Here is a 26399-nt window from a genome sequence, read left to right as displayed (position 1 = left end):
GCCCTTTGCACGGGTGAACAGCACGGCCGCTGTTCGGTGTGCGCCCTACCATCGTTCGACTGATCTGCCGACGGAAGGGGGCGGAACTGGCGCACCAACGCCAATGCCAATTCCGCAAATCACTTGAGACGACCAGGTATGTCGAGTTTAATGATCTGATGTGCCGTTAACTTACGTGATTCGGAGAGAACAACATGCCCAAAGGCAAGGTGAAGCTGTTTAAGGAAGATAGGGGTTACGGCTTCATAGCGCCTGACGCCGGCGGCGAAGACCTATTCTTTCACGTGAGCAGCTTGGCTCCTGGTGTAGCGCCCAAGCAAGGCGACCGCGTCAGTTATGAAATCGGTGTAGACCGCAAGTCCGGACGTAGTCGAACCGAAAAGGTCGTGATCGGTTGATCGTAGAAAGTTGGGAAGATTGGTTCCCGCCTCATACGACGCAGCGGTCCGGGCGAGCCATCCTCACATCCATAAAGCCCTCCGGAAGGGATTTGACTGAGCTCAACCTTTCACCGTTCCGGCCCGCATGGCGAGCCGGCTCTTGCCCGCAGGCTCCAGCCGTATCGCCGTGTGGTACCAGCGAGGTGTAAGAATTGCCTTTAGGGAGGAGGTTCTTCGTGGCGATACTGCTCTGTTCAATAGGTCGGGAGCCCGCTGCGGACTTCGTCGACCCTCGACACTGATGCTAACCACTGGCACGAGTGGGTGAACATCCATCACCTGATGCTGCTGCAGGCCCGACACCTGCAACAGCGGGGGCGCGCAAAAGATGTGCAGCGCTCCGATGGAGGTGCCGTGGATCTCACTGGCAAGCTCGAGCTCGCCCTCAAAGACCTCCACCGGGTCGCATAACGCATAGGCTCAGGCTGTCTCCGGTGATTGATCTACATCAACGACACCTCATCCCGACGGACGCTACACTGCATCCACCCGCGGGAACGCACCCATAACGCGCCTGCACGCGGGCCGCGGAGGGATGTGTGAAGATTTCGGAGTTGGGGGAAGGAGCACATTGTCGATCGTGTCATGAGTGCACGGTGAGGAGCTTTGCCATCTGCGGAGCGCTCGACACGACCGAGTTGCACGAATTGGCGCAGCTGACGCGCCATGTATGTTTGGAATCCGAGGCTACCGTGTTCGCACAGGCAAACATTGCAACGTCGTTCTTTAATGTGCACGAGGGTACTCTACGCCAGTACAAGCTGTTGCCGGACAGCAGGCGCCAGATCTTAGGTTTCGCATTGCCGGGCGATTTTCTTGGGCTCTCCAGCGTTCCGCAGCACGAGTTCTCCGCTGACGCGATTGGCCGGGTCGCGCTGTGCCAGTTCTCCAAGGAGTCGTTTGCCACATTCGCCGAGAATCGTCCGCGCCTGCTCTGCCGTATCATCGAAATGGCGGGCCGCGAGTTGGCCCGGGCACAAGAACATATGGTGTCGCTCGGACGGCGCTCCGCCGAGGAGAAGGTAGCTAGCTTTCTGATCGGCTGGCGCGACCGATTGAGTGGAATTGGCCGTGGTGGAGAAATTCTTCCCCTTCCGATGAGACGGCTGGACATAGCGGATCATCTGGGGCTCACGGTTGAGACAGTAAGCCGTACCTTCTCAAAGTTCGAACGCAATGGTGTGATTCAAATCTTTGCCGGTAGCGTTGTCCTATTAGATGTCCCCCGCGCCGAAACATTGTCAGGGATTGTAGATTGAAGCGCGTTAGGTTGGGTTCTTTTGTCCTCGTTTGATCAAGGTCAAAGATGCCTCTTTGAACGGTCCTATGGAGGCCGTTAAGCGCACCGATGCGCTCTTGGTTTCTGCCGCCGTGATTTCGATCTTCGTGATTTTGGCAGCTCTTCTTGCTTGGGCTGGGGATCAATCACCGGGCTCGCGCCAGGCGGCACCAGGAGCGCGCAAGCGTCGTCCATTCTGATCGTTCAGGGAGCGGTTGGAGCTGATACAAAATGCCCGCAGGTGTAGCGTAGTTCATCGGCGAGATGATCTCAATCACCCCGCGCGTCGTCCCGCGCCGATTTGCGGCGTTCATGTCCTCAGGTGAGTCCACATAGTAGCCCAAGTATCTGCCGAGGACGGAGGGGGGTGTTTCTTCCAGGTCCAGGGCTTGCGGATTGCGCTAAGTATGCTAAAGCCGCGCTCGGCAACCGGGACTTCTTCCTGAATAAGTGCTGTAGCATCGAGCCCGAGCAAGCCCGACTTGTCGCTAGGAACCAAGCTTACGCGCCAGCTTTAGAGACCAATGGCTCAGATTACAAGACCCAATTCGGCCGGCATTTGAACGGCTTGCCGAAATACGTTAGGGAGGCCGCTGCGCTCAGGCGCAGCTCCTGCCGCTCGATGATCTTCGCGACGCCTTGCTGAGAAAACTCCGTCAGTACAACGGCTGGCTGCTCCCAGGCAGCTCCCTCCGGGTAGTCGATTCTTGGAGCAAAGGCCGCGAAAGACTTCAGGACTCCTTAACGTGTGTGATTGTACCGGAAATGGCGGCAGCGAAAGCTAGGACATAGCCGGGTTGGTGCCGATATAGGAAAGAGCAGTGATTAGCGAGGGTTTTAGTAAGAAAACTCTGGCTGCAATGGATTTGGCCCTAGAAAGGGCATGCCGATTCTTGCCGATTGGACTACCAGAGCATGAGACAAGGAAAGTAGTTGCCGGGAGGATACTTGAATCCGCCAGGAGCGGCAACCAAACACTTGCCGGTCTTACAGAAGCGGGGCGTCGGGCCGTGCATGAGCTGATCGCGAAGAAGAACGGCACTGGTGAGGGGATCGACGTTGACTCGACCTGAAGCTAAGCCGGGTTGAATGAAATCTCGGCTATGGTCACCAGCGCCGCTTCCTGCTGCCTCCTTGCGAAAACATCCGACCTAAATTGCCGGTTTTACCGGCTGCTTTGTGAATTGGAGAAGCGTACGAAGCATCAGGAGATGTCGGGCTTCATATCCTCGCTCCGAAGCGCTAACCGGATTGGCTTTATGAGATTCAAATAGGATGGCTAGCGGATTCCGCTTCATCTGCACCAAGGGACCGGATTGTTGAGGTCGTTCGCCGACACCAGCTGTGGCGCGCCAGAGGCTACTTCAGCAAGGCCAGTGGCAGCGGTGCGAAGGCCAGTTCGACACCCCGCAATGCGCGCTTCTCGGGCCGGTGCCCCGGTCCTGCGTACTAGCATCAAAGAACGACCGATAAGCGGGTCTGCGGCGCGTAACAAGATTGAAATGCCATCGGCGATGGCCGCCTTTGGTCGCCAATTGCCGTTTCGGCGGATGCCGAGCTCCAGGCGATCTATGCGACCGTCTATCAGGAATTCTTCAAGCCGCCGAAAGCACCATACAAACGGCGGCATGCGGCAAGGGCTCTGCGCAGCCACAACGGCCAACGAGCTACACAAGGCGATCCTCGCCGGAGCAATAGCGTGCACGTGACTACCGTCGACGGTCGCTCCGGCTATCGGAGGCGACCAGCATGACGAGACAGCATGATCTGCAGTTCGAACCGTCATCCGAAGGGCTCGACTGGCGTACATGCCGCTTACGCTAAATGATCTCGAAGTACCGCCGGCGTTCAAAGTCGGTGACTCGGTGTTGAATAGCTTCCCACTCCCAGCGGCGAGAGCAAGAAAAGGCCTCAACAAACTCGTCTCCAAAAAGGTCGATAGCTTTTGGAGATTGCGCGAACCGGCTTGTCGCCTCTGACAAATCTTTCGGAAGCCGCTCGAACAAAGGGTGTTTTTGCTCGCTTGCGTCACCAACAACTGGTGGTGCTACAGCGGCATTCTCTTCAATGCCCAGCACGCCCGAGCCGATGGCACACGATAGCGCGAGATAAGGATTCACATCTGCGCCAGTCAGTCTGTATTCAAGGTGGTGTGCAGCCGGGTCTCCCGGAATAACCCGCACTGCACAGGAGCGATTATCTATCCCCCAGCTTGGGCAAATTGGAGCCCAATAGCCGGGCACTAGTCTTTTATAGCTATTCACGTTGGGTGCAGCGAGTACACAAAAGTCCTTCATGTATTCCAGTTGTCCGCCAACGAATTGTTTCATGGTTTTCGAGATGTTGTGGCTAGAGTCGCTGTCGTAAAACGCATTTCGACCACCGACTGACACTGAGATGTGAATATGTCCCGACTGACCCGGCCAGTTCTCACAAACCTTGGCCATAAACGTGGCCATCATGCCTCGCGTCTGCGCCCAAGATTTTATCATCGACTTGAATATGACTGCTCGATCCGCAGCATCTAGAGCATCGCAATGAGAAAGCGAAGCTTCAATGACGCCGGGTCCCGTTTCAAAGTGAAGCCCGCTGAGAGGTAATCTAGCGTTCTCACAAAGCACGAGGATCTCATCAAACAGCTCTTTGTTTGTGACGGCTCGCGTTAGTGAATACCCGAAGGGGCCACGCGTCAAAGGAGACCATTGATCAAAAGACTTGTTATCTATTGTCTCGGGACTCTCCTTGAAAAGCGTAAACTCAAACTCAAAGCCTGCAGTGCAACTGTATCCGTGGTCGGCAGCCCTTCGTAGGACCTTACGGAGGACACCACGTGGGCAGATGCTCTCATGGGCACCCGCAAACTCAGCGAGATAGACATACTGATCATGGCCAATAGATAGGGGACGGCCGGTGCCCGATAGAATACGCAGTTGGGCGTCTCCGAATACTGATGGCGGCTTCTGGGTAAAACTGACCGGAATCACTCGGTCCGAACAATCCCAGGCGAGCACAGCCTCAGAGAACCTCACTGTCCTGTCTCCATGCGGGATATCTTCAGCCATCACGTGCTTCCCGCGAAGGACGCCATCAAAGTCGCACACTCCGATCGCCACCGCGCGGGCGCCATTCGCGCCACGCACCTCGATTTCGCTTGGCATTAATCGTGACCTTGGTTCGTCAACTCGAATACTTCATCCATCCGCATTGCTCGCAACTTACGATAGTCATCTTCAAGCTGCGGCAGATCGTTATTTACGAGATATACGATTCCTGGTGTTGACGCTAAGTCGGTCGTCGGAACCAGATCTTGGCCTATCGGAACGAATGCAATTGCATCCGCGAAGCTTGGAAGCTTGCGGATCGTTTCGAGCCCTGCATAACCGGCAACGACGCCGCTTACATCGGATATAAGCGATACGCACAAGGCGTGAGCCTTCCGCCTGTACGGTCCGCGTTGCCTCATGTGCTCAACAAAGCCAATCGGATCTGCGTAGCGCCACGCGGTGAGCGTCATGTGGTTGTGGCCCAATGCCATCGTCCGCGCTCTTCCTGACATTGTCCCTTGAAGTCTGGCGCCAAGGTCAACCAGAACCGGGCCATTATCGTCGACGATGATCTCGGCATGAGCAGGCCCGTTTACTATCTCAAGCGCCTGCAACGCACCAATCAAGTAGCCGGACAGCTCTTTCACGACGGGATCCGTGCCATCTAGCAACCGCTCGAGCGAGCAGACCGACCCTGCGCCCTGGATGGGAACGGTGTGATAGGTCCATACCTCCGTGACGAACGTTTCCCCGTCAATGGAGATGGTGTTTACGGTGTATTGCTGACCATTTATTTTTTCTTGCCCAAGAGCAAAACGATTCAACGCTCCAGCGCGATTTGTCTTTCCGACGATTGCGCTTACAGCTCGCTGAATATCGCCATCGGTCGAGCAAAAGAATACATCCTCCGTACCTGTGCTGTTCAGCGGCTTGATCACGATCTCGCCAAACCCCTCTTGGAGCGTCCAACTCGTGAAATCTTCTGCACGATTAGAGACCACTTGTCTGATGGATCGCACGCCTGCAGACGTCAAGGCGTCAGACATGATCGATTTGTCACGTCTTGCAGCTGATAGCTTAGTCCCGTTCGAAGGCAAGCCCAGCCGTTCAGATAACGAGTCAGACAGCTCGACGCCAGTCTCACATCCGGCAGCAACGAACTCCAACTCTTTGCCTCGGAGAGCCTCTAGATGATATTCAACGAGCTCCCCGCCAGCCATGCACTCGCGCGGCCGAATTACTTCATGATATAGGTCAGCGTTGAAATGCGGACGGTAAAACGGTGGGATCTGCGCAGCCGACAATACGTGCACAGTCTTGATCCCGTAGCGATTGAATTCTTCCGGCAGGTATCGGCCGGTTGAGAATGCGTCGACTATTACACAATGCCGTTCGTTCATGCGGATCTCCGATACTGGAAGTAGATGTTGCAAACGGCGACAGCCGTTATGAGGACGTTTCCAAACAACGTATATGAGGAAGGCACTATTCGAGAATCGAAGTACTGGAACAGATACGTAGTGATCGGACTCGTCGACAGAACCATATTCACTGTGAATGGCTCTACGCGGCGAATGCCCTCCTGTATCAAGAGCAGCGGAACGACAATCGTCGATAGGGCAACGATGGTGATCGCAGACCAACTCTGCGAGATCTCGAGGACGATGGAGGAATGATCACTCAAAATCAGCAGCAGGAGGATCGTTCCGTAGAAGCGATGAGCCAGCACTTTTCGACCGGAGAATCCATGGTCGAAGAGCAACTTCACAAGAACATTGGTAAGCGCAAGCGATAGACCGGCTATGATTGCCAAGAAGATACCGAAGGATGATCGAGGCCCCCACTCGATTCCGGCGTTGCCGCTTGCCGAAATCCAAACCATGTAGCTCCCAATAATCGCAACCAAAGCGCTCACGGCAATGTCTGAGATCGGGGGAAGCCCGTGTTTTCTGATCAGTGCGTTCAACCACACTGTCGCAGAGGGGCCCACTGCCACCATGAACGTGACGACGATAGCGGGTTCTGCATATTTCAGTCCGACAAATAGCCCAACCCAACTAAAAGCTGTAACAAGATTGAGCGCGACGAAGGCCATGAGCGATGATCTCGTCGCTCTTGACGGTCCGCCTGCACGACGACCCAAGAAGTTGAACGTTATGCATACCAGAGCAAAGGACAGCAGGAGAGTGTTACATATTTCTGCCCCCTGAAAATACGACGCGGCATAAACCTCACCTGCCGCGCTCACGATGACATAGAGAGTGACGAAGAGAACTCCTGCGGCGAAGCGATTCACCGGTTGTCCGCTCTGCTTTTGCGCCCTGGGCGAAAGACGGCAAAGCGAGATGGTTGTTCTCGAATCCATTCCGAGAGGGTGTCCCTTCGACTCCTGAGGACCGCGTTTCGATTGCATCTCACAATACGTCCTGTCGTTCATTTCGGCGGCGGTACGCAGCGCAAGCCTCTCCAAACGCTCTAAAGATGTGCTTGCTCAGGGGATCTGTTGAGACGTGCCATTCGGGGTGCCACTGCACGCCGATCTGGAGCGTCGGCGCGTTAATTATCGAAGCAGCTTCGACGAGGCCGTCGGACGCCCACGCCTCGGCCTTCAGCGCAGTGGCGAGCTTCGCTATGCCTTGGTTGTGCAAAGAGTTAACTTGCGCTTCGAGCGCACCTGCAATTGGAAAGAGCACGCCGTTAGAACATATCGTCACGCTGTGCGTCACATCGTACTGACGATCCCTTGGAAGGTTACCTTTCTCAGCATGCATCTCTCCACTTTCGGGCTTCCACTCCGAAAGGGACGGGTGGAGCGTGCCTCCTAGATAGACATTAAGCTCCTGAAGGCCGCGGCAAATACCCAATATTGGCATTCGGAGGGCGATAGCCCTCTCAATCGCGGCAGCGGACAGCCTGTCACGCGGACGGTCACGTACGCCAACTTCAACTTCTTGCTGGCTCGTCAACGTACAGGGAGCAGTCGAGCCCAAGATGGCGGGATCAATATTGGATTCATCACCGGTCAATACCAAGCCGTCCAGCTTGCGCATAATCGGCAGATCGCGGTCGGCTTCTATGTCGTTAGCATCGATGGTCGGCAATATCACACATGCTACTCCCGAGTAACGAACCAGGGCTTGCACGTATTTGCGCCGCAACCAGTCGCGGTGCACACCATCAACCAAGAGACGATTTGAGGTGACGCCAACCACGCCTTGGATCGATCCTGCCCGTTCCGATATCAAGCTAATTGCTCCCTCGTGCTCGCGCTGGCCAGGGACTGCTCATACTGTTGTCGATTGCGTTCCATCAGCTGAGCCATTACGCTCGGTTGGCCTCGAGGGCCTTTGACGAAAAGCCCGCCCCAAGTTGACGCGACCCGCGCGTACTCCGGATCTTGCATTCGAATCTTTTGAGCTTTGTGCAAGAGCCAGAAAGGGATACCGGGCGAAAGATGGTGCTCAAGGTGGTATTCGTCCAAGTTCAGCCCAAAGATCCTTCGCTCGAGAAAGTTACCTTTTCTGTTCCGAGTGAGGTAAACGTTCTTGGTCTCCATCTCGCACATGGGTGAGTGTTCGGCGATCTCAATAAACCAGCCGAGGACCTGAAACGTGGTGAGATAGGGCACAATCCAAAACAGGACGACAATGTGGACGAGCCCAACAGAATATGATCCGACCAGGATCGCGAGCCAGAAAAGATAAATCCCATACCTGTCGACAAGTATGCCCGCACGGCTCGTTTTCTGGTCCTCGATGTCAGTTATCGAAAAGCGATTCTGCCAAAGATACTTGAGATACGCGACTGTCGCTCCACCCAAGATCGGCTTCCATATGACGTTAAAGGCGTATCGACGCGGAGGTTGGACGTCGTAAACACCGCTCGCCAGGAAGAACTTAAGATCGGGGTCTTTCTCCGGGTCGCCGAGATACGGATGATGCAGGTAGACGTGGGAAATCCGGTATGCCCAGTGACGTTGGAATAGGGGATAGGCCGCGAACAGAATCCCCAAGACGTAGTTCCATGTGGTGTTCTTGGCGAGAGTACGGTGAGCGGCATCGTGAGAGATTGTTGTCAATCCACGCTGGTGGGCGCCGATCAATAGAACAGCGAGCGGATATAGCCACCACGACACATACATCGTCGCGAGCACGCAAGCTGCAATCACTGCATAATCTTTCGCGATATATGCGGCTCCGGTCACGTTATCGGGTTTTAGGTTGGACAGCTGTCTGTTGATCTCGCGGCTGAACTGCACCGTCTCGAAGCGAGACGACCTCAGTTTCCACGCATCTGCCTGTTTCATGGGAAGCCCTTTCTGATAGCCTTTCAGGTGTCAGATTGCCGAAAGCGCTTTGTCCAAGTCGTTGATGATGTCGTTAATATCTTCGATGCCGACGCAAAGCCGGATCGAGCCACCGAATATGCCGGCGGCTTCACGCTTCTCCCGTGGGACGGTGGTGTGAGTAGTTGAGACAGGATGCGTCACCAGCGTGCGCGCATCCCCCACATTTGAAACATGGTACATCAAGTCGACGTTTTGGATGAACTTACGACCTGCTTGTTCATTCTCCACCTCAAACATCACCATGGCGCCGTATCCGTAGCCCGTATCGAGCGTTTGATCGATGATTTCCCGATCAGCTCCTTCAAAGAGGCCCGGGTAGAAGACCCGGTGCACTTTTGGATGTTTTTGAAGAAACTCGGCGACGACTTCGGCGTTTGCGCAGTGCTGCCTCATGCGCAGATGCAGTGTTTCAAGCCCTTGAATGAGTTGAAAGCTTGCAAAGGGAGCGATGGCCCCGCCAGTGTCCCGCAACCAAGTCATTCGAGCTTTTAGCAGAAACTCGCTCTGTCCAAGATCGTCGATGTCCCGCAGCGCGTCGCGCCAGACGATGCCACCGTGCGCGTCGTCAGGATTGTTGAACAATGGAAAGCGGGAGCTTTCTCGGTAATCGAACTCACCGTTGTCAACGATTAGTCCGCCTAGCGTTGTGCCATGGCCACAAATGTATTTGGTCGCGGAGTACGTCGTAATCGCGGCGCCAAGAGCTGACGGCCGGCACACCAGTGGCGTCGTCGTGTTGTCAACGACTAAGGGAATGCCGTGCTTTTTGCCAATCTCTGCCAGCCGCTTAACAGGAAGGGGAACCAGGCAGGGATTCGAGATCACCTCCCCGAACAGGCAAATTGTGCGGTCATCAATCGCAGCTTCGAAACTTTCCGGCGTTCGAGGGTCTGCCGTCCTAACGCCAATACCAAGGCGTCTTAACGTGTTGTGGAGTAGATTCCACGTATTGCCATACAGGTAAGGAGAGGCGACGACATTGTCCCCCACCTCGCCACTCGACAAGTTCGCGATCGCAAGGAACGTCGCTGCCTGACCCGATGCAACAGCGAGCGAATCTCTTCCCATATCAACCGCGGCATACCGTCTTTCGAGCGCACGGGTAGTGGGATTAATAATTCGGGTATAGGTAAAGCCGTCAGCCTTTACGTTGTAGACGTCAGCAATATGGTTTAGATCGCCGTCAAGTTCATACGCCGTATTCTGATAGATCGGCACCGCCACAGCCTTCGTTGTGGGATCGCGACGGTATCCTGCGTGCAGAACGGCGGTTTCAGTGGCAAATGGGTGCCGCGAGCTCGTAGCGAGCGAGCGCGATCTGTCTGTACAAGTGCCAGATGTCTCTCGAGCTGACACTCGTCCCGGAAGGTTGTTGCCGCCAGATCGGAAAAATGTGCGAAGAGCGCACCCCAGCTGCTCGATCCAGCTTGATTGGATTTCTCCGATACAGCCAATGCGAAAGCTCCGGGTAGGAAGATGTAGCTTCGAATAGACGTAAAGATTATGGGCTGCCAAAAAGCTATATAGCCCATCAAAAGCCGCCTGATCCGAAATCCCAGGAGGTGCAGTGAACGCGACGCAGATTGGCGACTGCAAGTGTGCCGAGAGAAGGGGCGGCACCACGCCTTCGAGTTCTCTTATGATATTGTCCCTTATCTTCTCATACCGGCGGCGCCTGCAATCAATGCCTTCGTCGCCCAGAATCTCCAGTGCTTTTGTGGCGGCCTGAACAATATGCGTGGGAGGAGTAGAGCGCCATTCACCGGTGCGTTCGAACGAAAGCCATTGATCTCGGACGTCGAGCACAAATGATCTTGGTGCGTGACCCGCATTCTCAAGCAGCTCGCGAGAAGCGATGACAAAAGCGACTCCCGGCGGACCTTCTATGCACTTGTTGCTCGACGTAACCAGGACGTCTGGTCCGCCACGGCTTAGATTGATCTTAATGCCTCCGAAAGAACTCATCCCGTCGACGATGGTCTTGACGCCCCGCCGCCCGGCACTCTCTACGATCGCCTCGAGCGGATTGAGAATCCCGGTCGTGGTCTCGCAATGAACAAAACATACGTGCGTGATCGCTTGATCTTGGCTCAGACATTCGGCAACCTCCTCTGGGTCCAACGGCTCGGTGGCGCGCTTGACAAGCTTCACCGCAGGAACCCCCCACAGCCGCAGAATCTTGAGAATGCGCTCGCCATAGATACCGTTTATGCAAACGAGCGGTTTGTCGGCATGCGAGACGAAAGAGGAGAGAGCGGCTTCCATTCCAAACGAGCCGCCACCCTGAATAGGTACTACCGAATAGTGTTCGGCATTTCCCGAAAGATTAAGCACCAGCCGCCTCATGCGGGCCGTCAATTCCTTGAACTCAACATCACGAGATGCAAGGTCGAACTGCATCTGGGCCTTAACCGCCGAGGACAGCGACATTGGACCAGGTGTCAGCAGAGAGCGGTGCTGCTTTGCCACATTATCCTCCATTGTAAGTATATCCATCCGCTCTGGGGCATTGCTGCAGAGCCGGCGGGTGCTTAGGGCCGAGGCGCTACAAATTCGTGGTAGCTGGGGTGCGAGGCGCGTCGTGCACCGTACTGCGTATCGACCGTCTCACGTCGCAAACGCAGGTCAGGCAATCTACTTACGTTGGCCTACGCGCTTCGGGCCGATCTTTGCGGATTCGTTTAGACGATCGCCTAGACACTGACGTAGGCGCCGCGAGTATCCGACGCCCGCGATCACGGGAGTGGCGTAGCGTGGGCCTAAGTCTTTGGTCATTCGCAATCCTCGTTGCTCGTTAGAAAGCGTTGTCGCGACTGGAGAGCTGTCGTCGCCTACTTTCAGATCGTACAACTTGACGCTGCGTACGATTCAAGCCCTGTCGAGAGCTCTTCGCGTGAATATTTCCAAACGCTAACATCAAAGATGTCGATGAGGTGAGCACGGGCCGTCCATGGCCGATCGAACAAAGCTCAAACGCGGAATATGGATACGTGTTGCAGATAGGCCGAGTTCGTTGAGTTGCGAACGACGATTTCAGTGATGAAATTGGGGTGGCGCCCGGAGACCACGGATCGGCTTCTATCGATGCAGGTCGAGCCGCGGCCCGGATGTCGCACACGTAGCTGCGGCTCATCTAAATGCGATATGCAGGGAGGGATGAGCATGTTTTCAACAACGTACGTTCCGTAAGTGGGTGTCGAACGGGTGCCGAAGGGATCAGCAGCTTTCAGCTCCAAATCGGCAACGTTGTCGGGGCGAAAAGGAATGTCCAAGCCCAATATAGTTCCTGCATGACTTGTCCCGATGGATCGACCCGTGGATTGAACGAGCGCTCCACGATACGCTGGTGCCCATACTTGGGTGGGGAACGCCACACCATAAGCTTGGCTGACTCCGCCTGATGATCAAACAGGCTTTCCCATACACAATCGGTGGTTTCCTCGACGATCTGTTTGAATGGCGATCTAGAATACCTGACGCACTCTGCAACACGGGCGCAAGAGGTGCGTCGGGCTGCATCCTGAGTGTTGCGAGCAGATCGGCACCGGTGATCGTCCAGTGTCGATGCCAAAAATCATCTTGCAAATGACGATGACGTGCGTCTAGCCGGCCCGTGGTGCGGCGGCTCGATATTCTAGCAATGAGAATGGCGCCACAATGAGCACGTTGCGCAGTGAGACTGTGCTGGTCATCAAACAATCCGCGCCATTATGAGCTTATGAGCCGTGCCCTCGCTGTTTGCGAGCTGCGTCTCTGGCAAGCCTTCGCACCAGCAGTCGGCCCCCCCAGCGGGTGTTTTAGCGGATGAACGCAATTGAGATTGCCGTGGCGTGCGAGCTGACCCGCAATTAACGTCCGCTCTTCGCGCTGAAAGCAACAGGAGCCTGGCGGGGAAGTGGCCCAGGCTAGGTAAAAAGGTCGGCCACCGCGACTCTTGATAGAATAGAACTGCTATTTAGCCGGAACTTACATTCCGTCATCAGGGCGTCCGGCGCGAGCGACGCGATCCGGATTTAAGGTCCGCTAAGCGCATCTCTTTATGCATCAATAGTGTCGATGCGTCCCATTGAAACAATCGATTTCACCAATTTTGCGGAATGCCGCATAGCAAGAACACAGGTTTGGAGAATAACATTCGGCGGTATCAAGATGGTTATCAATATTCCGCCATCGGAAGAGGCGATTGCAGGTCTCGAATGCTTCTGCAAGGTGGCCAACAGGATCGAACGTTGTCTAAGTCAAACCCATGTGGAAGATGCAGAAGTCCCTAGTAGTCTGGTGCAAATGGCATAGACACTCGACGTCGTTTCTGTGCTGGATCAGGATCAGTTGGCGGATGAGGATTGACCAACATCGTTTTCGCGAGCTTCATCGCAGAAGCATGATCTTTAAGGAACGACTAAGACTGCAAAAGGGAAAACTGAGCCGTTATCGAGCTGTTGCAGACGAGCGTTTGGGCCGAATTCCTTGGTTGTTTTCGATCGAGCACCAGGAAGCGAACCCGACGTTCATTTGGAGCGGATATTAGCCTTCCCGCGGTCAAATTTAGCGGCGAATGCCCTCGCCGTAAATGAACCGTCGGTACCCTCCCTCTGCCGACGGAAGCTGGTGCGATGAGTAGCAGCGTCGCTCCTCCGAGACTGACTTCCCACCCGGCCGCCGAAAAGGGGGCCGGGCTTTTTTTGTAACGAGTATGCGAGGACCCCTTGCATCTGCAGCAGCGCTAGGCCGCTGCTCCATCCGCCGGCCAGGCGTGGTGCGCTTGGCGCGCCGGATCAAGGCTCGTCGCAACCGGTGCCAGGGCGCTTCCCCGATGGCTCGCGATCGATAGCGAAATCAACTCCTTGAGCAAGAGGTCGGATTGGATTGGTGGCGTCCTCGCGCACTCCGATCGCCAAATCAGAACGGCCCATCGTATTAGTTGCTTCCCGCGATGTACCGCGTGACGCAAGCCGAAGACCGAAAAAGGCATTCCCTTGCCGGTGCCGGTTGGAGGATGATGTCCTATCTCGTCGCTTTTGGCAGCTACATGGCGGGCATCTAGGTTTCGGAGATCACCGTTTATTCCGCAGCAGCACCACGTTCGGACGTCATGTACCCGTTCCTTGGGTTGACAAGTTGTACGCTTAGGCAAATGGTGGGGCGGTATTGGTTCCTGTCCTACGACAGGCGAAGAGGGAATGCGACAGGTTCTGGTTAGTAAGCTTGAGCCTGAGTGCAGCCGCCCCCGCGACCGTGACCGGAGAGATCTTCAATTGCCACTGGCCCCCTTACGGCTCGGGAAGGCGAAGATCGAAGGGAAAACCTGCTCCGCAAGCCGGGAGACCTGCCAATGCACCGACTGACCACCGGCGGACGGGGTGTTCCGCGACAGGGAGCGAGCCCGTGCGTCACTGGTTCGTGCACCTCATCGCCCCCGCCATATTTTTTGAGAAGGGGCGATGACCATAACGCTTCATTTCTGTATCACCTGCCCTCCGGACCAAACCTTAACTGGGCGTGAAGCCGCGCCAGGCGCGTATCTGCACAGCGCTATCTTCAAGACTGGCGTAGCGGAAGGCGTCAACCTCAAGCCGATCGAGACTCTGTCCATCTGCAGTCAGGGCTGCTCGATTGCGCCGAGCGCAGCGGCACGCTGGCCCTGCCTCTACGGACGCCTGTCGGACACAAATGCGCGGATGTTGTTGCCGTCAGTACGGCCTCCGTGGCGGCGCCGTTTGATATGCTGCCATGGCGCAGCCGGCAGGAGATATTCGGCGGGCAAGCGCTCGCCCGTATTTGTCAGCTCGACCCCCCGCACCCGGATCAGCCGCATGGTTGTCGAGGACAAGGTGGCAACCTTGATGGCGCGCGAGAATCCGACAGCGTGGGGGGTAATCGAAGCCTGGCTCACCCGCTTGCATGAAGAAGTTTCGCTCTGGAGCCCGTGGCGCAATTCGGTAGCGGCCGCGCTGCGTGAGGCCTCATGAGCGCCGTTGTGATCAAGGGTTGGTGCCCCGGCGCCTTGCGGCCGATGTGCTCAGGGGATGGACTCTTGGTTCGCATCCGGCCGCATGGTGGTAGGCTCGATGCGAAGCAGGCGGCAGGGATCGCTGCGCTGGCCGAGCGTTACGGCAATGGCTTGATTGATCTGACCAACCGGGCAAACCTGCAAATCAGGGGGGTCAGCGAAGAAGGTCATCAGTTGGTGATCGAGGAACTTTCGCGGCTCCACTTGCTCGATCCCGATCCGGGGTCGGAAGCGCGGCGCAACGTCCTTGTCACGCCCTTCCGGAGCGCAAGCGACGATAGCTGTGTTCTGGCTGCAGATCTTGAACAGAGGCTTGTGATCGGGCCGGCGAGCTTGCCGACCAAATTCGGCTTCGCCGTTGATTGCGGGACACAGCGTGCACTGGCCGGCGCCTCCGCCGATATCCGCATCGAGCGCGGCATCGCCGGAGAGCTGATCGTCCGCGCTGATGGCGTGGAGCATGGTTGTCCCGTCGCGCCGGGTGAAGCCGTGAAGGTTGCGCTCGCGCTTGCCGAGTGGTTCGTCAACTCCGGCGGGGCCAAGAGCGGGCGAGGGCGGATGGCAGCGCATATCCGGGCTGGCGCAGACCTGCCGCCCGCGTTCCGTGGCCAGCTCGAGCCGGCTTGCAGGACCGCGGCGCCGCGTCCAGGACTTTATCCGCAAGGCGCGATGTTCGGTGCGGCTTTCGGGCAGTTAACACATGCTGCACTCGCCCACCTTGCCGGATGCGCGCAAGGGCTGCGAATGACGCCGTGGCGGATGATCCTGGCGGAAGGGCTGCGCGAAATGCCCCAATGCGAAGGGTTGATCACGCAAGCCGCCGATCCGATCTTGCGCGTGGTCGCCTGCAGTGGCGCGCCCGCCTGCGGCGCGGCGCATGCCGATACGCGCGCACTCGCCGCGGCACTGGCGCCGCATATCACCGCGGGCGAAAGGCTTCACGTTTCCGGCTGTGCCAAAGGCTGTGCCCATTCGCCGCCTGCCGCGCTTACGCTTGTTGCGACCACGGAGGGATTTGATCTCGTCCGCGGCGGCTCGACCCACGATGCGCCAACCTTACGTGGGCTGAGCGCCGGTCATATGATCACAGATCATTCCGTTCTAACTCGAGAGCGTTAATGCCGCACGTCTATGAAACCAACCCGGCAGCGATCTACCGTCAGTCCTTCGCCGCCATCCGCGCCGAGGCGAACCTCGAGCGCTTCTCGGCCGACGAGAACGGGGTGGTCGTGCGGATGATTCATGCAGCTGGCATGGTGGGTCTCGAAGCGCATATCCGGTTCACGCCTGGCATGGTGCGCATCGGACGGGCCGCGCTGCAGAACGGAGCGGCCATTCTCTGCGACGCACGCATGGTGTCAGAGGGGATCACGCGCGCGCGCCTGCCGGCCGGGAACGCCATCATCTGCACGCTCGACGATCCTGCGGTCTCCACGCTCGCCCAATCTATGGGCAACACCCGCTCGGCCGCAGCGCTTGAGCTCTGGCGGCCGCATCTGGATGGGGCGATCGTCGCCATCGGCAACGCGCCGACCGCGTTGTTTCACCTGCTTAACATGCTGGAAGATCGCAACTTTCCGAGACCTGCAGCGATCATCGGTTGCCCAGTCGGCTTTGTCGGCGCGGCCGAAGCCAAGGCCGCTTTGATTGCCGATCCGCCCGCGCCAGCGCTGACGGTCGAGGGACGCCTTGGCGGCTCGGCGATCACGGTTGCCGCTGTGAATGCGTTGGCGAGCCGGAGCGAATAGCTATGGGGCGCATCATCTGTTGCGGCCTTGGGCCAGGCGACCCAAATCTGATGACCGTGCGTGCCTATCGCGAGGTTCGCGGCGCCAAGCATGTCGCCTATTTCCGGAAGAGGGGACGGCCCGGCCAGGCACGACGCATCGTTGATGGGCTGTTGGCAGAGGATGTCTGCGAGTATCCGATGGAATATCCGGTCACCACCGAGCTTCCTTTCGACAGTCCCGAATATGCTCGACTGCTCTCGACCTTTTACCACGAGTGGGCGGAGCGTCTTGCGCGTCTTACGCGCGCAGTTGATATCGTCGTGCTCTGCGAGGGCGACCCCTATTTCTACGGCTCCTTCATGCACCTCCACGCGCGCTTAGAGGGGCGAGTCGAGATCGAGGTGATCGCAGGCGTTCCCGGCATGACGGGCTGCTGGAATTCGGTTGGTCTGCCGATCGCGCTTGGCGACGATGTGATGACGGTGCTGATGGGCACACTACCGGAGGATGAACTCGAGCGACGCGCGCGCAATTCCGATGCGCTCGTCATTATGAAGACCGGGCGCAATCTGAAGAAGGTGCGACGCGCCCTTTGCGCCGCTGGCCGCCTCGACGAGGCATGGCTGATCGAACGTGGCACTACGTCAGGCGAGCGCGTCGCGCGGCTGAAGCACATGGATGAGGCCGAGTGTCCCTATTTCGCGATCGTGCTCGTCCATGGGCAAGGACGCCGGATGGAGGTCATCGAATGTCCATCAGCTTGAGCGTCGCGGGACTTTGGGCCAAGCAAGGAGGCGCGGGTCAGGCCGGAAATCTCCGCCGGGGCCGACATTGTGGGCTAGGCGCCATACGTTGCACGCGTGCACCTGCGGGAATTATTGACGCTGCAGCCAGCGTACGATCGTGTGGAGTTGCATGCATCGGTGATGTCTTGCGATTGGCATCAAAACGACGCCGCGTTGTCATCATTTCTTCCGGCGGCGCGAGCGTTCTCCCCATGGCATTGGCTGTATTCGAACCGTTCGAATCCTCGTCGCAATGCCGGGCGCTTGCAACTCGCGTTCTGCCCGACGTGACAGCGCGGCTGGCAACGGCGGCGCACAGCGGAGAGCCGCTCGGCCGCGATTCCCGCGTAATCAGTCAAAGCGATCCGCCATCTGGCAGCTTGCTTTACAAGCCGCGGCTGGGGCGACTCACAGTTGTGGAGGCTCACTCAGTTGGCGGCCCGAGCGAACCCGCAGCCCAAGACCCCACCGTCAGCTACACCGCCGACCCTGGTGCGGGTGCCTTCGTGCAATGGACTGCAGTGAAATGAAGGTCGCAGGTCTGGGATTCAAGCGGAACGTCACGGTGGCTGCACTGCGCGAAGCGCTCGCCACCGCTGGCGGTCCCGACGGTCTGGCAGCGGTTGCAACGGTCAGCGACAAAGCTGAAACGGTCTCGCTCAAATTGCTCGCGCGAGAACTTAACGTGCCGATCATAGCCAGGCCGGTGGAGTTAGTGGCCGGGATTGCCACATCCACACAATCCGAATTCATCAAGGCGAAGTTTGGCACCGGTTCGATCGCCGAAGCGGTGGCGTTGGCCGTGGCGGGCCGTGGCGCCCGCCTTGTTTCGAGACGGGCTATTTCGCAGGATCGAACGGCGGCGGCTGCGATAGCGGAAGGAGACGGCGAATGATGGTGCATTGGGCGCAAGTTCGGACCGCAATGAGGCGGATTCCTTTTTGTGGCTGGCGGTCAACATCAGCGATACGTCATCGCTCGCCAATGCGAGACCCTTGACGTGTCCTGGGCGAAAAGTGCACACAGCGGCGAAAAGCGCCGGAGCATAGTCGAAGCTCCGGCCGCCTCAACTAAGCGGGTAAGGGCTCCGATCCGCGACTGGGCCGTGAGGTCGGGGGCGGCCGGAGACCCTTCGAACCAGGAGCGATGAGGACGGCCTTGCAGCCTTGGCGCCAAAGCCGTCGGATGTGACGGCAGAAGGGACGCAGATCATGCATATCGAACCAGGAATCGTTACGGGCGCCAAGCTCGTGTTGAGCTATGCGACCAGTGCCGTCGCCGCGGGCTACGCCATCAAGCTAGCCGCTGAAACCGTGCGCGAGCAGGGGATTATATCGCTGGCGGTGCGCAGCGCCGCGGCAACGGTCTTGGTCTTCTCGTTCTTCGAGCTCCTGCCGCATTTCCGCGTCGAGATCTCGGAGGTACATTTCATTCTTGGCTCGACGCTCTTTCTCCTGTTCGGCGCAGCGCCGGCCGCGTTCGGTCTGGCGCTTGGGCTGCTGCTACAGGGGCTGTTCTTCGTGCCGACAGACTTGCCCCAGTTTGGCATGAATGTGACGACGCTCCTGGTGCCCCTGTTTGCGATCCGCATGCTGGCCGGCCGCATCATTCCGGGCAACACCACTTACGTTGATTTGCAATATCGCCAGGCGCTGGCGCTTTCGACCGCCTATCAATCCGGAATCGTGGGGTGGGTCGCGTTCTGGGCGCTGTACGGCGCAGGCTTTGGGGCCGAGAATCTCATCGCTATTGCGTCATTCGCCGCCTCCTATGTGCTGGTCATCGTGATCGAACCGCTGGCCGATCTCGCCGTGCTGGCCCTGGCGAAGATCCTGCGAGGTGCGACGGCCGATGGCGTGGTTACCCATCGCCTTCACAATGCCGCCTCAACGTGACTCAAGGCGGTGGCAAGTCGGGCCGCCCCTTGCGTAGAATCTGATGCTGACACTCTCCCTGATAGGTATCGGTTGCGGCGATCCAGAGCAGCTTACACTCGCTGCGATCCGCGCCATCAACGCCGCCAACCTTGTGCTGATTCCGCGCAAGGGCACGGCGAAGTCCGATCTCGCCGACCTGCGCCGGAACGTGTGCGCGAAGGCGCTGACGAACGAGCGCACGCGCATTGTCGAGTTCGATCTGCCCGTGCGTGACACGGGGCAGGAGGACTACCGCACGGGAGTGGACGAATGGCACGACCTCGTCGCTGCGACCTGGTCGCAGGCGATTGCGGACCATCTCGGTCCTGATGGACGAGTTGCGCTGCTAATCTGGGGCGATCCGTTGCTATACGACTCGAGCTTGCGGATCGCTCGAAGACTCGATCCGTTGCCGGTCATTGAGGTCGTCCCGGGCATCACGTCAATCCAGGCGCTCTGCGCAGCGCATTCACTGCCGCTGAATGACGTTGGGGAGCCTTTTCTCGTCACCACCGGTCGGCGGCTGCGTCAAGGTGGTTGGCCATCCGGTGTGGATAGCGTGGTCGTCATGCTCGATGGCGGCGCCGCGTTCCAATGTCTTGACCCGGCCGGATTACATATCTGGTGGGGCGCGTATCTCGGCATGCCCCAGGAGATCACCATGGCGGGGGCCCTTGCAGAGATCGGGTCAAGCATCATCGCCGCGCGACAGAAAGCCCGGGTCAAGCACGGCTGGATCATGGATAGCTATATTTTAAAGCGCCTATCCTAGCGCTCTGGGGCGCAGGTTCGCTCGTCCCCAACGACAACGGCAGGACAACATGCCATCCCACTGGGTCTGCTAGGAGCGCCACCCATATCGACGTTGATCACGAAGCGGCTCTGGCTCGCGAGCTGAGCTCGCAAAGCCGCCCGCCTCGCTGGGCCTCTCGAAAGCCTCGCGGTCGAGCTGGCCGGTTTCCAACAAACGGACAAGCGTCTGGGTACGTCATACCGTGACAGGCACGGACAGAGTTGTCATAGGCCGGACCTGAGACGTGTGCGACATCGGCAAACCGCTGGAGAGCGACGTCTTCCAAGTTTTGCTTTGCAGCTTGCATCAAAGTGGGGTGCGAGGATGGCGTGACAAGCGACGGCGAGATGTACGCGCAAGTGTTTCCGAGATTTCGTTGCGGAACCTCGACTGGAAAAGTTACGTGGCGAGGCGCGACCGGATCAGCCCGTAGCCTGGCCGTGAGGGAAAACGACGGTGATATGGATGTCGCGCGCCATGGAAAACTGCCCCCTCAGCGTCACGAGGAATTGCCCCTCCTCGGATAGCTGAGGAGAGAGTGAATGAAGCAGGAACGAATCACTGAAGGCTCTCCGTGGAGTGATCCACGGGGGCAAGTGATGAAGACGCCGGATGACGTGGCGGAGATGTTGCGCCTGAGAGCGTGCGGGTGGGGTCTGAAGCGGATTGCGCAGCAGCTGGGCTGCAGCCATCACACGGTAAAGAACTACGTGGCGGCGGGCGGGGTGAAGCCGTTCAAGTCGCCTGAGCGGCCGAAGCGTCTCGACGGTCTTGAGGATTGGCTCATTCGGCATCGCGGCAATTCCGACGTGGTGCGCCAGGACCTTTTGGCCGAAAAAGGCGTGGCGGTCAGCCGGCGAACGCTGCAACGCGCCGTGCAGCCCTATCGCCAGGCGCTGAAGGCGGAGGCGGAGGCGCTGGCGACGATGCGGTTTGAGACACCGCCGGGCCGGCAGCTGCAGATCGACTTCGGGGAGCGTTTGGTCGATATCGGAGGGGCGAAGATCAAGGCATTTGTTTTTGTAGCAACGCTCGGACACTCGCGACGGCTCCATGTGCGTGCGTTCCGGGCCGAGAGGCAGGAGCACTGGTTCGCCGGGCTCGAGAGCGCATTCACAACCTTCGGCGGCGTGCCGGAGGAAGTGCTGATGGACAATCCCCGGGCGCTCGTGGTGCGCCACGACGCAGTGAGCCGATCGGTTCAGTTTAACGACAAGCTGATTGCCTTCGCAAAACATTGGGGCTTCCGTCCTCGCGCGTGCGCGCCATATCGGGCCCGCACGAAGGCAGAACGGCGTCGGATACGTGAAGAAGAACGCGATCGCGGGGCATTCCTTCCCAAGCTGGGAAGCATTCGAGGCGCATCTCGACAGGTGGGAGCGTGAGGTTGCGAACGTTCGTATCCACGGCACGACCGGCGAGGCGCCGATCATCCGCTTCGCGCGTGACGAGATACATCGGTTGAAACCGCTCGGCGGGCAGCCGTCGTTCGGATCCTTGCGTGAACTGACCCGCGTCGTCGGCAATGATTGCGCCGTCGAGATCGACACGAACAGCTACTCGGTGCCGTGGCGCCTTATTGGCGAGCGCGTGGCGGTGACGATCGCGGCCGGCGAAGTGCGGATCCGCCATGGATTGCACCAGGTTGCGGTCCACAAGCAATCGGACGGGCGCCGGCTGCGGATCGTCGACTCCGCTCATCTCGATGGTGTTGCCGGGCGCAATGGCGCGGTCCGCCGGGCGGAGATCGCGGCGGCGGTGCTGGCGCCATCTCCACCGCCGTCGCTGCTACGTCCTCTTGCCGAATACGAAGCCGTGATCGGAGAAAGCTTCTGATGGTGCGGGCAAAGAAGCTCATTGAAGCAACAACCGATCCGCTCGATGCCATGCTGGCGCGATTGCAGCTCTCCGGCATCCGCGATCAGCTCGACAGCCTGCTCGACGAAGCGGCGCGCGCAAACCTGTCGGCACGTGAGACGCTGATCCTGCTGTGCGAACGCGAGATCGCACGCAAGGATCATCGCCGTATCGAGATGGCGCTGAAGCTCGCACACTTCCCGGCCGTGAAGGAGCTTGCTGGCTTCGACTTCGAGGCGCAGCCGTCCATCGATCCGAAGCAGATCCGTGATCTTGCCGCGTCACGTTGGATCGCCAACGGAGAGAACGTGCTGCTGCTTGGCCCGCCGGGCGTCGGCAAGACGCACCTATCCATTGCACTCGGGGGAGAGGCAATCCTGGCCGGGTATACGGTGCAGTTCACCACGGCGACGACGCTGGTCGCTGGCCTCGCCAAGGCGCACGGCGAGCGACGCCTGGACGAGAAACTGCTCGCGCTGTCGAAGCCAAAGCTACTGATCGTCGACGAGCTCGGCTACCTGCCGCTGGAACCTGACGCGGCACATCTGTTCTTCCAACTGGTCAGCCGGCGCTACGAAACCGGCGCCATGCTGATTACCTCAAACCGCAGTGTTGCCGAATGGGGCACCGTGTTCGCCGATCCCGTGGTCGCCACCGCGATCGTCGACCGGCTTTTGCACCACAGCCACGTGCTGACGATCCGCGGCGACAGTTACCGGCTCCGCGCCAAGCGCAAGAGCGGCCTCATCCAGCCGCCGCCCGCCGGTGACGGCCCTCCGGTCGGCTCCGCCTCCCTCCGGCCCGTCACCGGCGGAAACAACCTTCAACCGAGATCATAACCCAGATGGTGGGGGCAGTTCTTCATGACGCAAAGGGGGCAGTTCCGGATGGCGTTTGACAATATGGAGTTGCGCAACCACCGGAATAGCCGGGGTGTCGCCACAGCGGCGAACGAGAAAAGAGGCCGCTTGTAGTGAACAAGCGGCCTAAGTCTAGAGCGGTTCATGGCTAGGTTGAATCGTTAGGGATTCCCCTGCGGGGCGGTTTGTGATTCAAGATGTTGGCTGGGTCTGGGGGCCAGCATCCGATGAGCCGACCACTTTCCAACGATCTGCGTGAACGTGTTGTTGCAGCTGTGAATGGGGGCGAGAGCTGCCGGGCGGTTGCTACGCGATTTGGCGTGGCGGTGTCCTCGGTGGTGAAGTGGTCACAGCGCTATCGTGCGACTGGTTCAGTGGCGCCCGGCAAGATCGGCGGATACCGCAAGCCGGTGCTGGAACCGCATCGCGCCTTCATCAAGGAGCGGATCAGCCAAACGCCGCATCTGACGCTGCACAAGCTGAAGGATGAACTTGCTGCCCGTGGGGTCGAGGTCTCGCACAATGCAGTCTGGACGTTCCTGCGGCGCGAAGGCCTGCGGTTCAAAAAAAACGCTGTTCGCCCTTGAGCAGGCCCGCGCGGACGTCGCGCGCCGGCGCCGTCGCTGGCAGTCGTGGCAGGCGAGCCTCGATCCTCAGCGCCTGGTCTTCATCGATGAGACCTGGATCAAGACCAGCATGGCCCCGTTGCGCGGATGGGGGCCGAAGGGCGAACGGGTGCGAGGCTTTGCACCCCACGGCCATTGGCGGACGCTGACCCTTCTCGGCGCCTTGCGCTCTGACAGCCTCGTCGCTCCCTGCGTCTTCGACGGGCCGATCAACGGCGAATGCTTCCGGGCTTATGTCGAACAGCAGCTCGTTCCAGTTCTCAAGCCGGGCGACATCGTGATCATGGACAATCTCGGCAGCCACAAGTCGGCTGCTCTGCGCCGCATCATCCGCGGCGCCGGCGCCAGACTCTGGTATCTGCCGCCTTACTCACCCGACCTCAATCCGATCGAACAGACCTTCGCCAAGATCAAGCACTGGATGCGCATCGCGCAGAAGCGCACCCTCGAAGACATTTGGCGACACATCGGCGACCTCGTCACCTCGATGCAGCCTACCGAATGCAGCAACTACTTCGCCAACGCAGGATATGCTTCCATCAAAACGTGAAACGCTCTAGGGAGGAAACGCCTAAGGAGGGCAGCGATAGCGCATCGCGCTACCGCACTACGTATATGCGTCGGCGGTGCAGAAAACGCAAGAGGTCGGGAGATCTCCGGAGACTTCGAGCAAGACCTTGGCATCATGTTTTCGACAAAACGATTCCTCAGACCACGCTTCAAGCGCGCATGAGCGCTGGGTGAGAAAACTACAATTAGGCGAGTCACCGTTAAAGCGACCATTCGCGTTGTAGATCACAGCGGCAGAACCTGCTGGAGGCAGCGGGGCTAAATTGAACCGCGCTTAGCCCAGTTGGTGTTTCGTCACATCGAAAACCTAGTTGGCGAATTCGAGTTCCTCAAGTCCGGTAGCCAATGCCGTCTGCTACTGGGTGAAACACAGCGCGTCAGGTGGAGCTCTCCGCAATTGCGATCGGTCCTGGCAAACTCATGGGATCCATTATTCCAAAGTCCGACAGTATTACTCTCCAGCGCTGAGGCCCCGGCGCCGTACAATGTGAGAGCCAAGCTGGTCGTTGCTAGCACAACGATCCAGAAGAGTTCGACCTTCATTCCGATCAGCGTATCGTTACCGTAACGGACCAAAAAGAATACTAGCCGTCGAGGCTTCCATGGCCGCAGAGGTGGCAGAATTTCAGACGCGCGCCCGATCAAGCCCGGACGGCTGCAGCTAAAGCTTCTTCCAGCCTCGTCTTCTCCAACAAGAGATCCGCAACGATCTTCCGAAAGCGTTGGTTTTCAAGCGTAAGGTCCTCTAACACACCCCGCATGTCATCGATTGTTCGCGCCTCGGCTGACATGCTATTCTCAGGTGTGCGACATTGAGCGAGCGTTGCATCACTCTGATGCAAGGGCATTTTCCGCCAACGATGAAGGGTCATGACACTGACGCCCAGTGCTTTGCAAATCTCCACCTGAGAATTGCCCGCACGGGCAAGCTCGTTTGCTCGGGCAAGCTTGAACAAGATCTCGTCGTGAGAGTGCTTCTTCATCTTTCTTTCTAAAGGCTCGGCAACGATATCCGTGCTGATGATGCCCTGAGTTGAGGCGCATGGGTGAAACTGAGGGCCACCTGAAGCTCAGATTTCAAATACGAAAGTCATGCGGATGTCTACAGGACAAAATGAAGACCAGAGGGGTCAGCGCAGAGTTCGTACATTTTGTGCGCATGACCCTCAAAACAGACTTGAATCGCACGTAGCGTGAAGTTGTAGCATTGGACGTAGTGTTTCCGACCTAGCGAACGAGATCATAACTTGCGTTGAGGAGACGCGAGCGAGCCTTCGGGACTTTGACATTCGGGACTTTGAGATGGCTCTATGGCGCTATTCCTATTCCACCTGCGACGTTGTTCGTATGCTTGCCGACATGTTTCGCCGTGCTCGCTAGCATGCTCATAACGGCGTGACCGTCCTCGGCGGTGCGCACATTGCGCTCGCATCACCCATTTCCCTGACAGCAGTATAATTGACCTGACCTGCTACCGCTTTCATCCAACGGCGGTTAGAGTCTCGGTATTTTTGCTGCTAGACCGAAGTTTGGACCACTCAGAACGAGAGTTTTTCGCCTCTCATCACGTTGGCGGGTTGGTTGCGCCAAGTGGTTCTGCAGCAAAATCGGCGGTCGATTGCCGATCGCCCCATGGGGGCGCTCTTCATTGTACTATCTGCGCTAATCCTCCACCTTTTCCTGGGCGTCCGCAAGGGATAGGAACCAATGGGCGTTGAGGCATTCGGCCCGGAAGCGACCATTGAAGGCCTCGATGAAGGCATTGTCAGTCGGCTTGCCGGGCCGCGAGAAGTCCAGTGTGACGCCGTTGACTGCACTCAGGTCTCACTCGCTATCGCTGCATAATAGCAACCGCTGTGCCAGAGACGTGCTTAACACGTAAGGTGCTGAATCAGCCTCAAACAGCGAATAATTGGGACGTGTCTTCAATCGGACAAGGCTCTGTGGTGTCACAAATGCGACAAGCGCCAATCTACTCCCGCTATCACGACCTATCCCTTCGAACCCTTTTGTACGCCGCTCGATCTCGACTTGGCCGCTGACTTCGCGAATCGCCGAGGACACATGCATTTAAGCGCGGCCTGCTGTCCAAAGACCACGTTCGCGAACTGCCATGGGGTTCCGGAAAGTCCATCGTATGG

General features: G+C 58.2%; 21 protein-coding genes, 1 pseudogene and 1 riboswitch. Of the genes and pseudogenes, 13 read left to right on the top strand and 9 right to left on the bottom strand.

Going from position 1 to position 26399, the window contains the following annotated elements; genetic code table 11:
* Positions 1-194 precede the first annotated feature (194 nt).
* Together I6F35_RS22035 and I6F35_RS22030 are read left to right on the top strand one after the other, a co-directional pair.
* Complete coding sequence (locus tag I6F35_RS22035) at positions 195-398, top strand: cold shock domain-containing protein (RefSeq protein WP_225119766.1); 204 nt, start codon at positions 195-197, stop codon at positions 396-398.
* 638 nt (positions 399-1036) lie between these two features.
* Positions 1037-1699, top strand: coding sequence for a helix-turn-helix domain-containing protein (locus I6F35_RS22030; protein WP_225119765.1), 663 nt, complete (start codon positions 1037-1039; stop codon positions 1697-1699).
* A gap of 1840 nt (positions 1700-3539) precedes the next feature.
* On the opposite strand, the gene I6F35_RS22025 is transcribed toward I6F35_RS22030, so the two are convergent.
* The 7 genes from I6F35_RS22025 to I6F35_RS21995 all read right to left on the bottom strand — a co-directional run bounded on the left by I6F35_RS22025 (position 3540) and on the right by I6F35_RS21995 (position 12383).
* On the bottom strand, positions 3540-4781 hold the full coding sequence (locus I6F35_RS22025; RefSeq protein WP_225119764.1) for a glutamine synthetase: 1242 nt from the start codon (positions 4779-4781) through the stop codon (positions 3540-3542).
* Positions 4782-4876: 95 nt separating this feature from the next.
* Complete coding sequence (locus tag I6F35_RS22020; protein ID WP_225119763.1) at positions 4877-6163, bottom strand: ATP-grasp domain-containing protein; 1287 nt, start codon at positions 6161-6163, stop codon at positions 4877-4879.
* Positions 6160-7128, bottom strand: coding sequence for a DMT family transporter (locus I6F35_RS22015; RefSeq protein WP_225119762.1), 969 nt, complete (start codon positions 7126-7128; stop codon positions 6160-6162). The genes I6F35_RS22020 and I6F35_RS22015 overlap by 4 nt, the downstream gene beginning before the upstream one ends.
* A 49-nt stretch (positions 7129-7177) precedes the next feature.
* Positions 7178-7975 (bottom strand): gamma-glutamyl-gamma-aminobutyrate hydrolase family protein, encoded by a 798-nt coding sequence (locus I6F35_RS22010; RefSeq protein ID WP_225119761.1) that lies wholly within the window; start codon positions 7973-7975, stop codon positions 7178-7180.
* A 29-nt stretch (positions 7976-8004) separates the two neighbouring features.
* Positions 8005-9069 carry a fatty acid desaturase family protein gene (locus I6F35_RS22005; RefSeq protein ID WP_225119760.1) on the bottom strand — a complete coding sequence of 355 codons (1065 nt, stop codon included), beginning with the start codon at positions 9067-9069 and terminating at the stop codon, positions 8005-8007.
* Between the two features lie 30 nt (positions 9070-9099).
* Complete coding sequence (locus tag I6F35_RS22000) at positions 9100-11592, bottom strand: 2-aminoethylphosphonate--pyruvate transaminase (RefSeq protein WP_225119759.1); 2493 nt, start codon at positions 11590-11592, stop codon at positions 9100-9102.
* 488 nt (positions 11593-12080) lie between these two features.
* On the bottom strand, positions 12081-12383 hold the full coding sequence (locus I6F35_RS21995) for a hypothetical protein (protein WP_225119758.1): 303 nt from the start codon (positions 12381-12383) through the stop codon (positions 12081-12083).
* A gap of 1860 nt (positions 12384-14243) precedes the next feature.
* Positions 14244-14460: riboswitch (cobalamin riboswitch) on the top strand.
* 92 nt (positions 14461-14552) lie between these two features.
* Between I6F35_RS21995 and I6F35_RS21990 the strand changes: the two genes are divergently transcribed.
* The 11 genes from I6F35_RS21990 (at position 14553) to I6F35_RS21940 (ending at position 24238) form a co-directional block, all read left to right on the top strand.
* Positions 14553-15080, top strand: a complete 528-nt coding sequence (locus I6F35_RS21990; RefSeq protein WP_225119757.1) for a DUF1636 family protein — start codon at positions 14553-14555, stop codon at positions 15078-15080.
* Complete coding sequence (cobG, locus tag I6F35_RS21985) at positions 15077-16240, top strand: precorrin-3B synthase (protein WP_225119756.1); 1164 nt, start codon at positions 15077-15079, stop codon at positions 16238-16240. Before I6F35_RS21990 ends, cobG begins: the two co-directional genes overlap by 4 nt.
* Positions 16240-16869 carry a precorrin-8X methylmutase gene (locus I6F35_RS21980; protein ID WP_225119755.1) on the top strand — a complete coding sequence of 210 codons (630 nt, stop codon included), beginning with the start codon at positions 16240-16242 and terminating at the stop codon, positions 16867-16869. Before cobG ends, I6F35_RS21980 begins: the two co-directional genes overlap by 1 nt.
* A 2-nt stretch (positions 16870-16871) precedes the next feature.
* Positions 16872-17615 (top strand): precorrin-2 C(20)-methyltransferase, encoded by a 744-nt coding sequence (locus I6F35_RS21975; protein ID WP_225119754.1) that lies wholly within the window; start codon positions 16872-16874, stop codon positions 17613-17615.
* Positions 17616-18162: 547 nt separating this feature from the next.
* Positions 18163-18531 carry a cobalamin biosynthesis protein gene (locus I6F35_RS21970; protein WP_225119753.1) on the top strand — a complete coding sequence of 123 codons (369 nt, stop codon included), beginning with the start codon at positions 18163-18165 and terminating at the stop codon, positions 18529-18531.
* 316 nt (positions 18532-18847) lie between these two features.
* A complete protein-coding gene (locus I6F35_RS21965) occupies positions 18848-19531 on the top strand; it encodes an energy-coupling factor ABC transporter permease (RefSeq protein WP_225119752.1) in 684 nt (227 codons plus the stop codon).
* A gap of 43 nt (positions 19532-19574) precedes the next feature.
* Positions 19575-20324, top strand: a complete 750-nt coding sequence (gene cobF, locus I6F35_RS21960) for a precorrin-6A synthase (deacetylating) (RefSeq protein WP_225119751.1) — start codon at positions 19575-19577, stop codon at positions 20322-20324.
* 563 nt (positions 20325-20887) lie between these two features.
* Entirely contained in the window at positions 20888-21730 is an 843-nt protein-coding gene (gene istA / locus I6F35_RS21955) for an IS21 family transposase (protein ID WP_225119750.1), read from the top strand.
* Complete coding sequence (locus I6F35_RS21950) at positions 21651-22181, top strand: hypothetical protein (protein WP_225119749.1); 531 nt, start codon at positions 21651-21653, stop codon at positions 22179-22181. The genes istA and I6F35_RS21950 overlap by 80 nt, the downstream gene beginning before the upstream one ends.
* Positions 22181-23041, top strand: coding sequence for an IS21-like element helper ATPase IstB (gene istB, locus I6F35_RS21945; RefSeq protein WP_225119748.1), 861 nt, complete (start codon positions 22181-22183; stop codon positions 23039-23041). The genes I6F35_RS21950 and istB overlap by 1 nt, the downstream gene beginning before the upstream one ends.
* 248 nt (positions 23042-23289) lie before the next feature.
* Positions 23290-24238 (top strand): IS630 family transposase gene (locus tag I6F35_RS21940; RefSeq protein WP_225119747.1). Its coding sequence is split into 2 segments (ribosomal slippage): positions 23290-23625 and positions 23627-24238, totalling 948 coding nucleotides; the frame shifts between segments, so codons are not numbered across the junction.
* A 661-nt stretch (positions 24239-24899) separates the two neighbouring features.
* Here the strand turns inward: I6F35_RS21940 and I6F35_RS21935 are convergent.
* Together I6F35_RS21935 and I6F35_RS21930 are read right to left on the bottom strand one after the other, a co-directional pair.
* A complete protein-coding gene (locus I6F35_RS21935) occupies positions 24900-25241 on the bottom strand; it encodes a helix-turn-helix domain-containing protein (RefSeq protein ID WP_225119746.1) in 342 nt (113 codons plus the stop codon).
* A 581-nt stretch (positions 25242-25822) separates the two neighbouring features.
* A pseudogene (locus I6F35_RS21930) lies at positions 25823-26067 on the bottom strand (transposase); the annotation flags it as partial.
* Between the last annotated feature and the right edge of the window lie 332 nt (positions 26068-26399).

The organism is Bradyrhizobium sp. BRP22, assembly GCF_020194175.1.
Taxonomy (GTDB): Bacteria; Pseudomonadota; Alphaproteobacteria; order Rhizobiales; family Xanthobacteraceae; genus Bradyrhizobium.
Note: the sequence above shows the minus strand (reverse complement) of the source record. Positions and strands in the feature narration are given on the sequence as shown.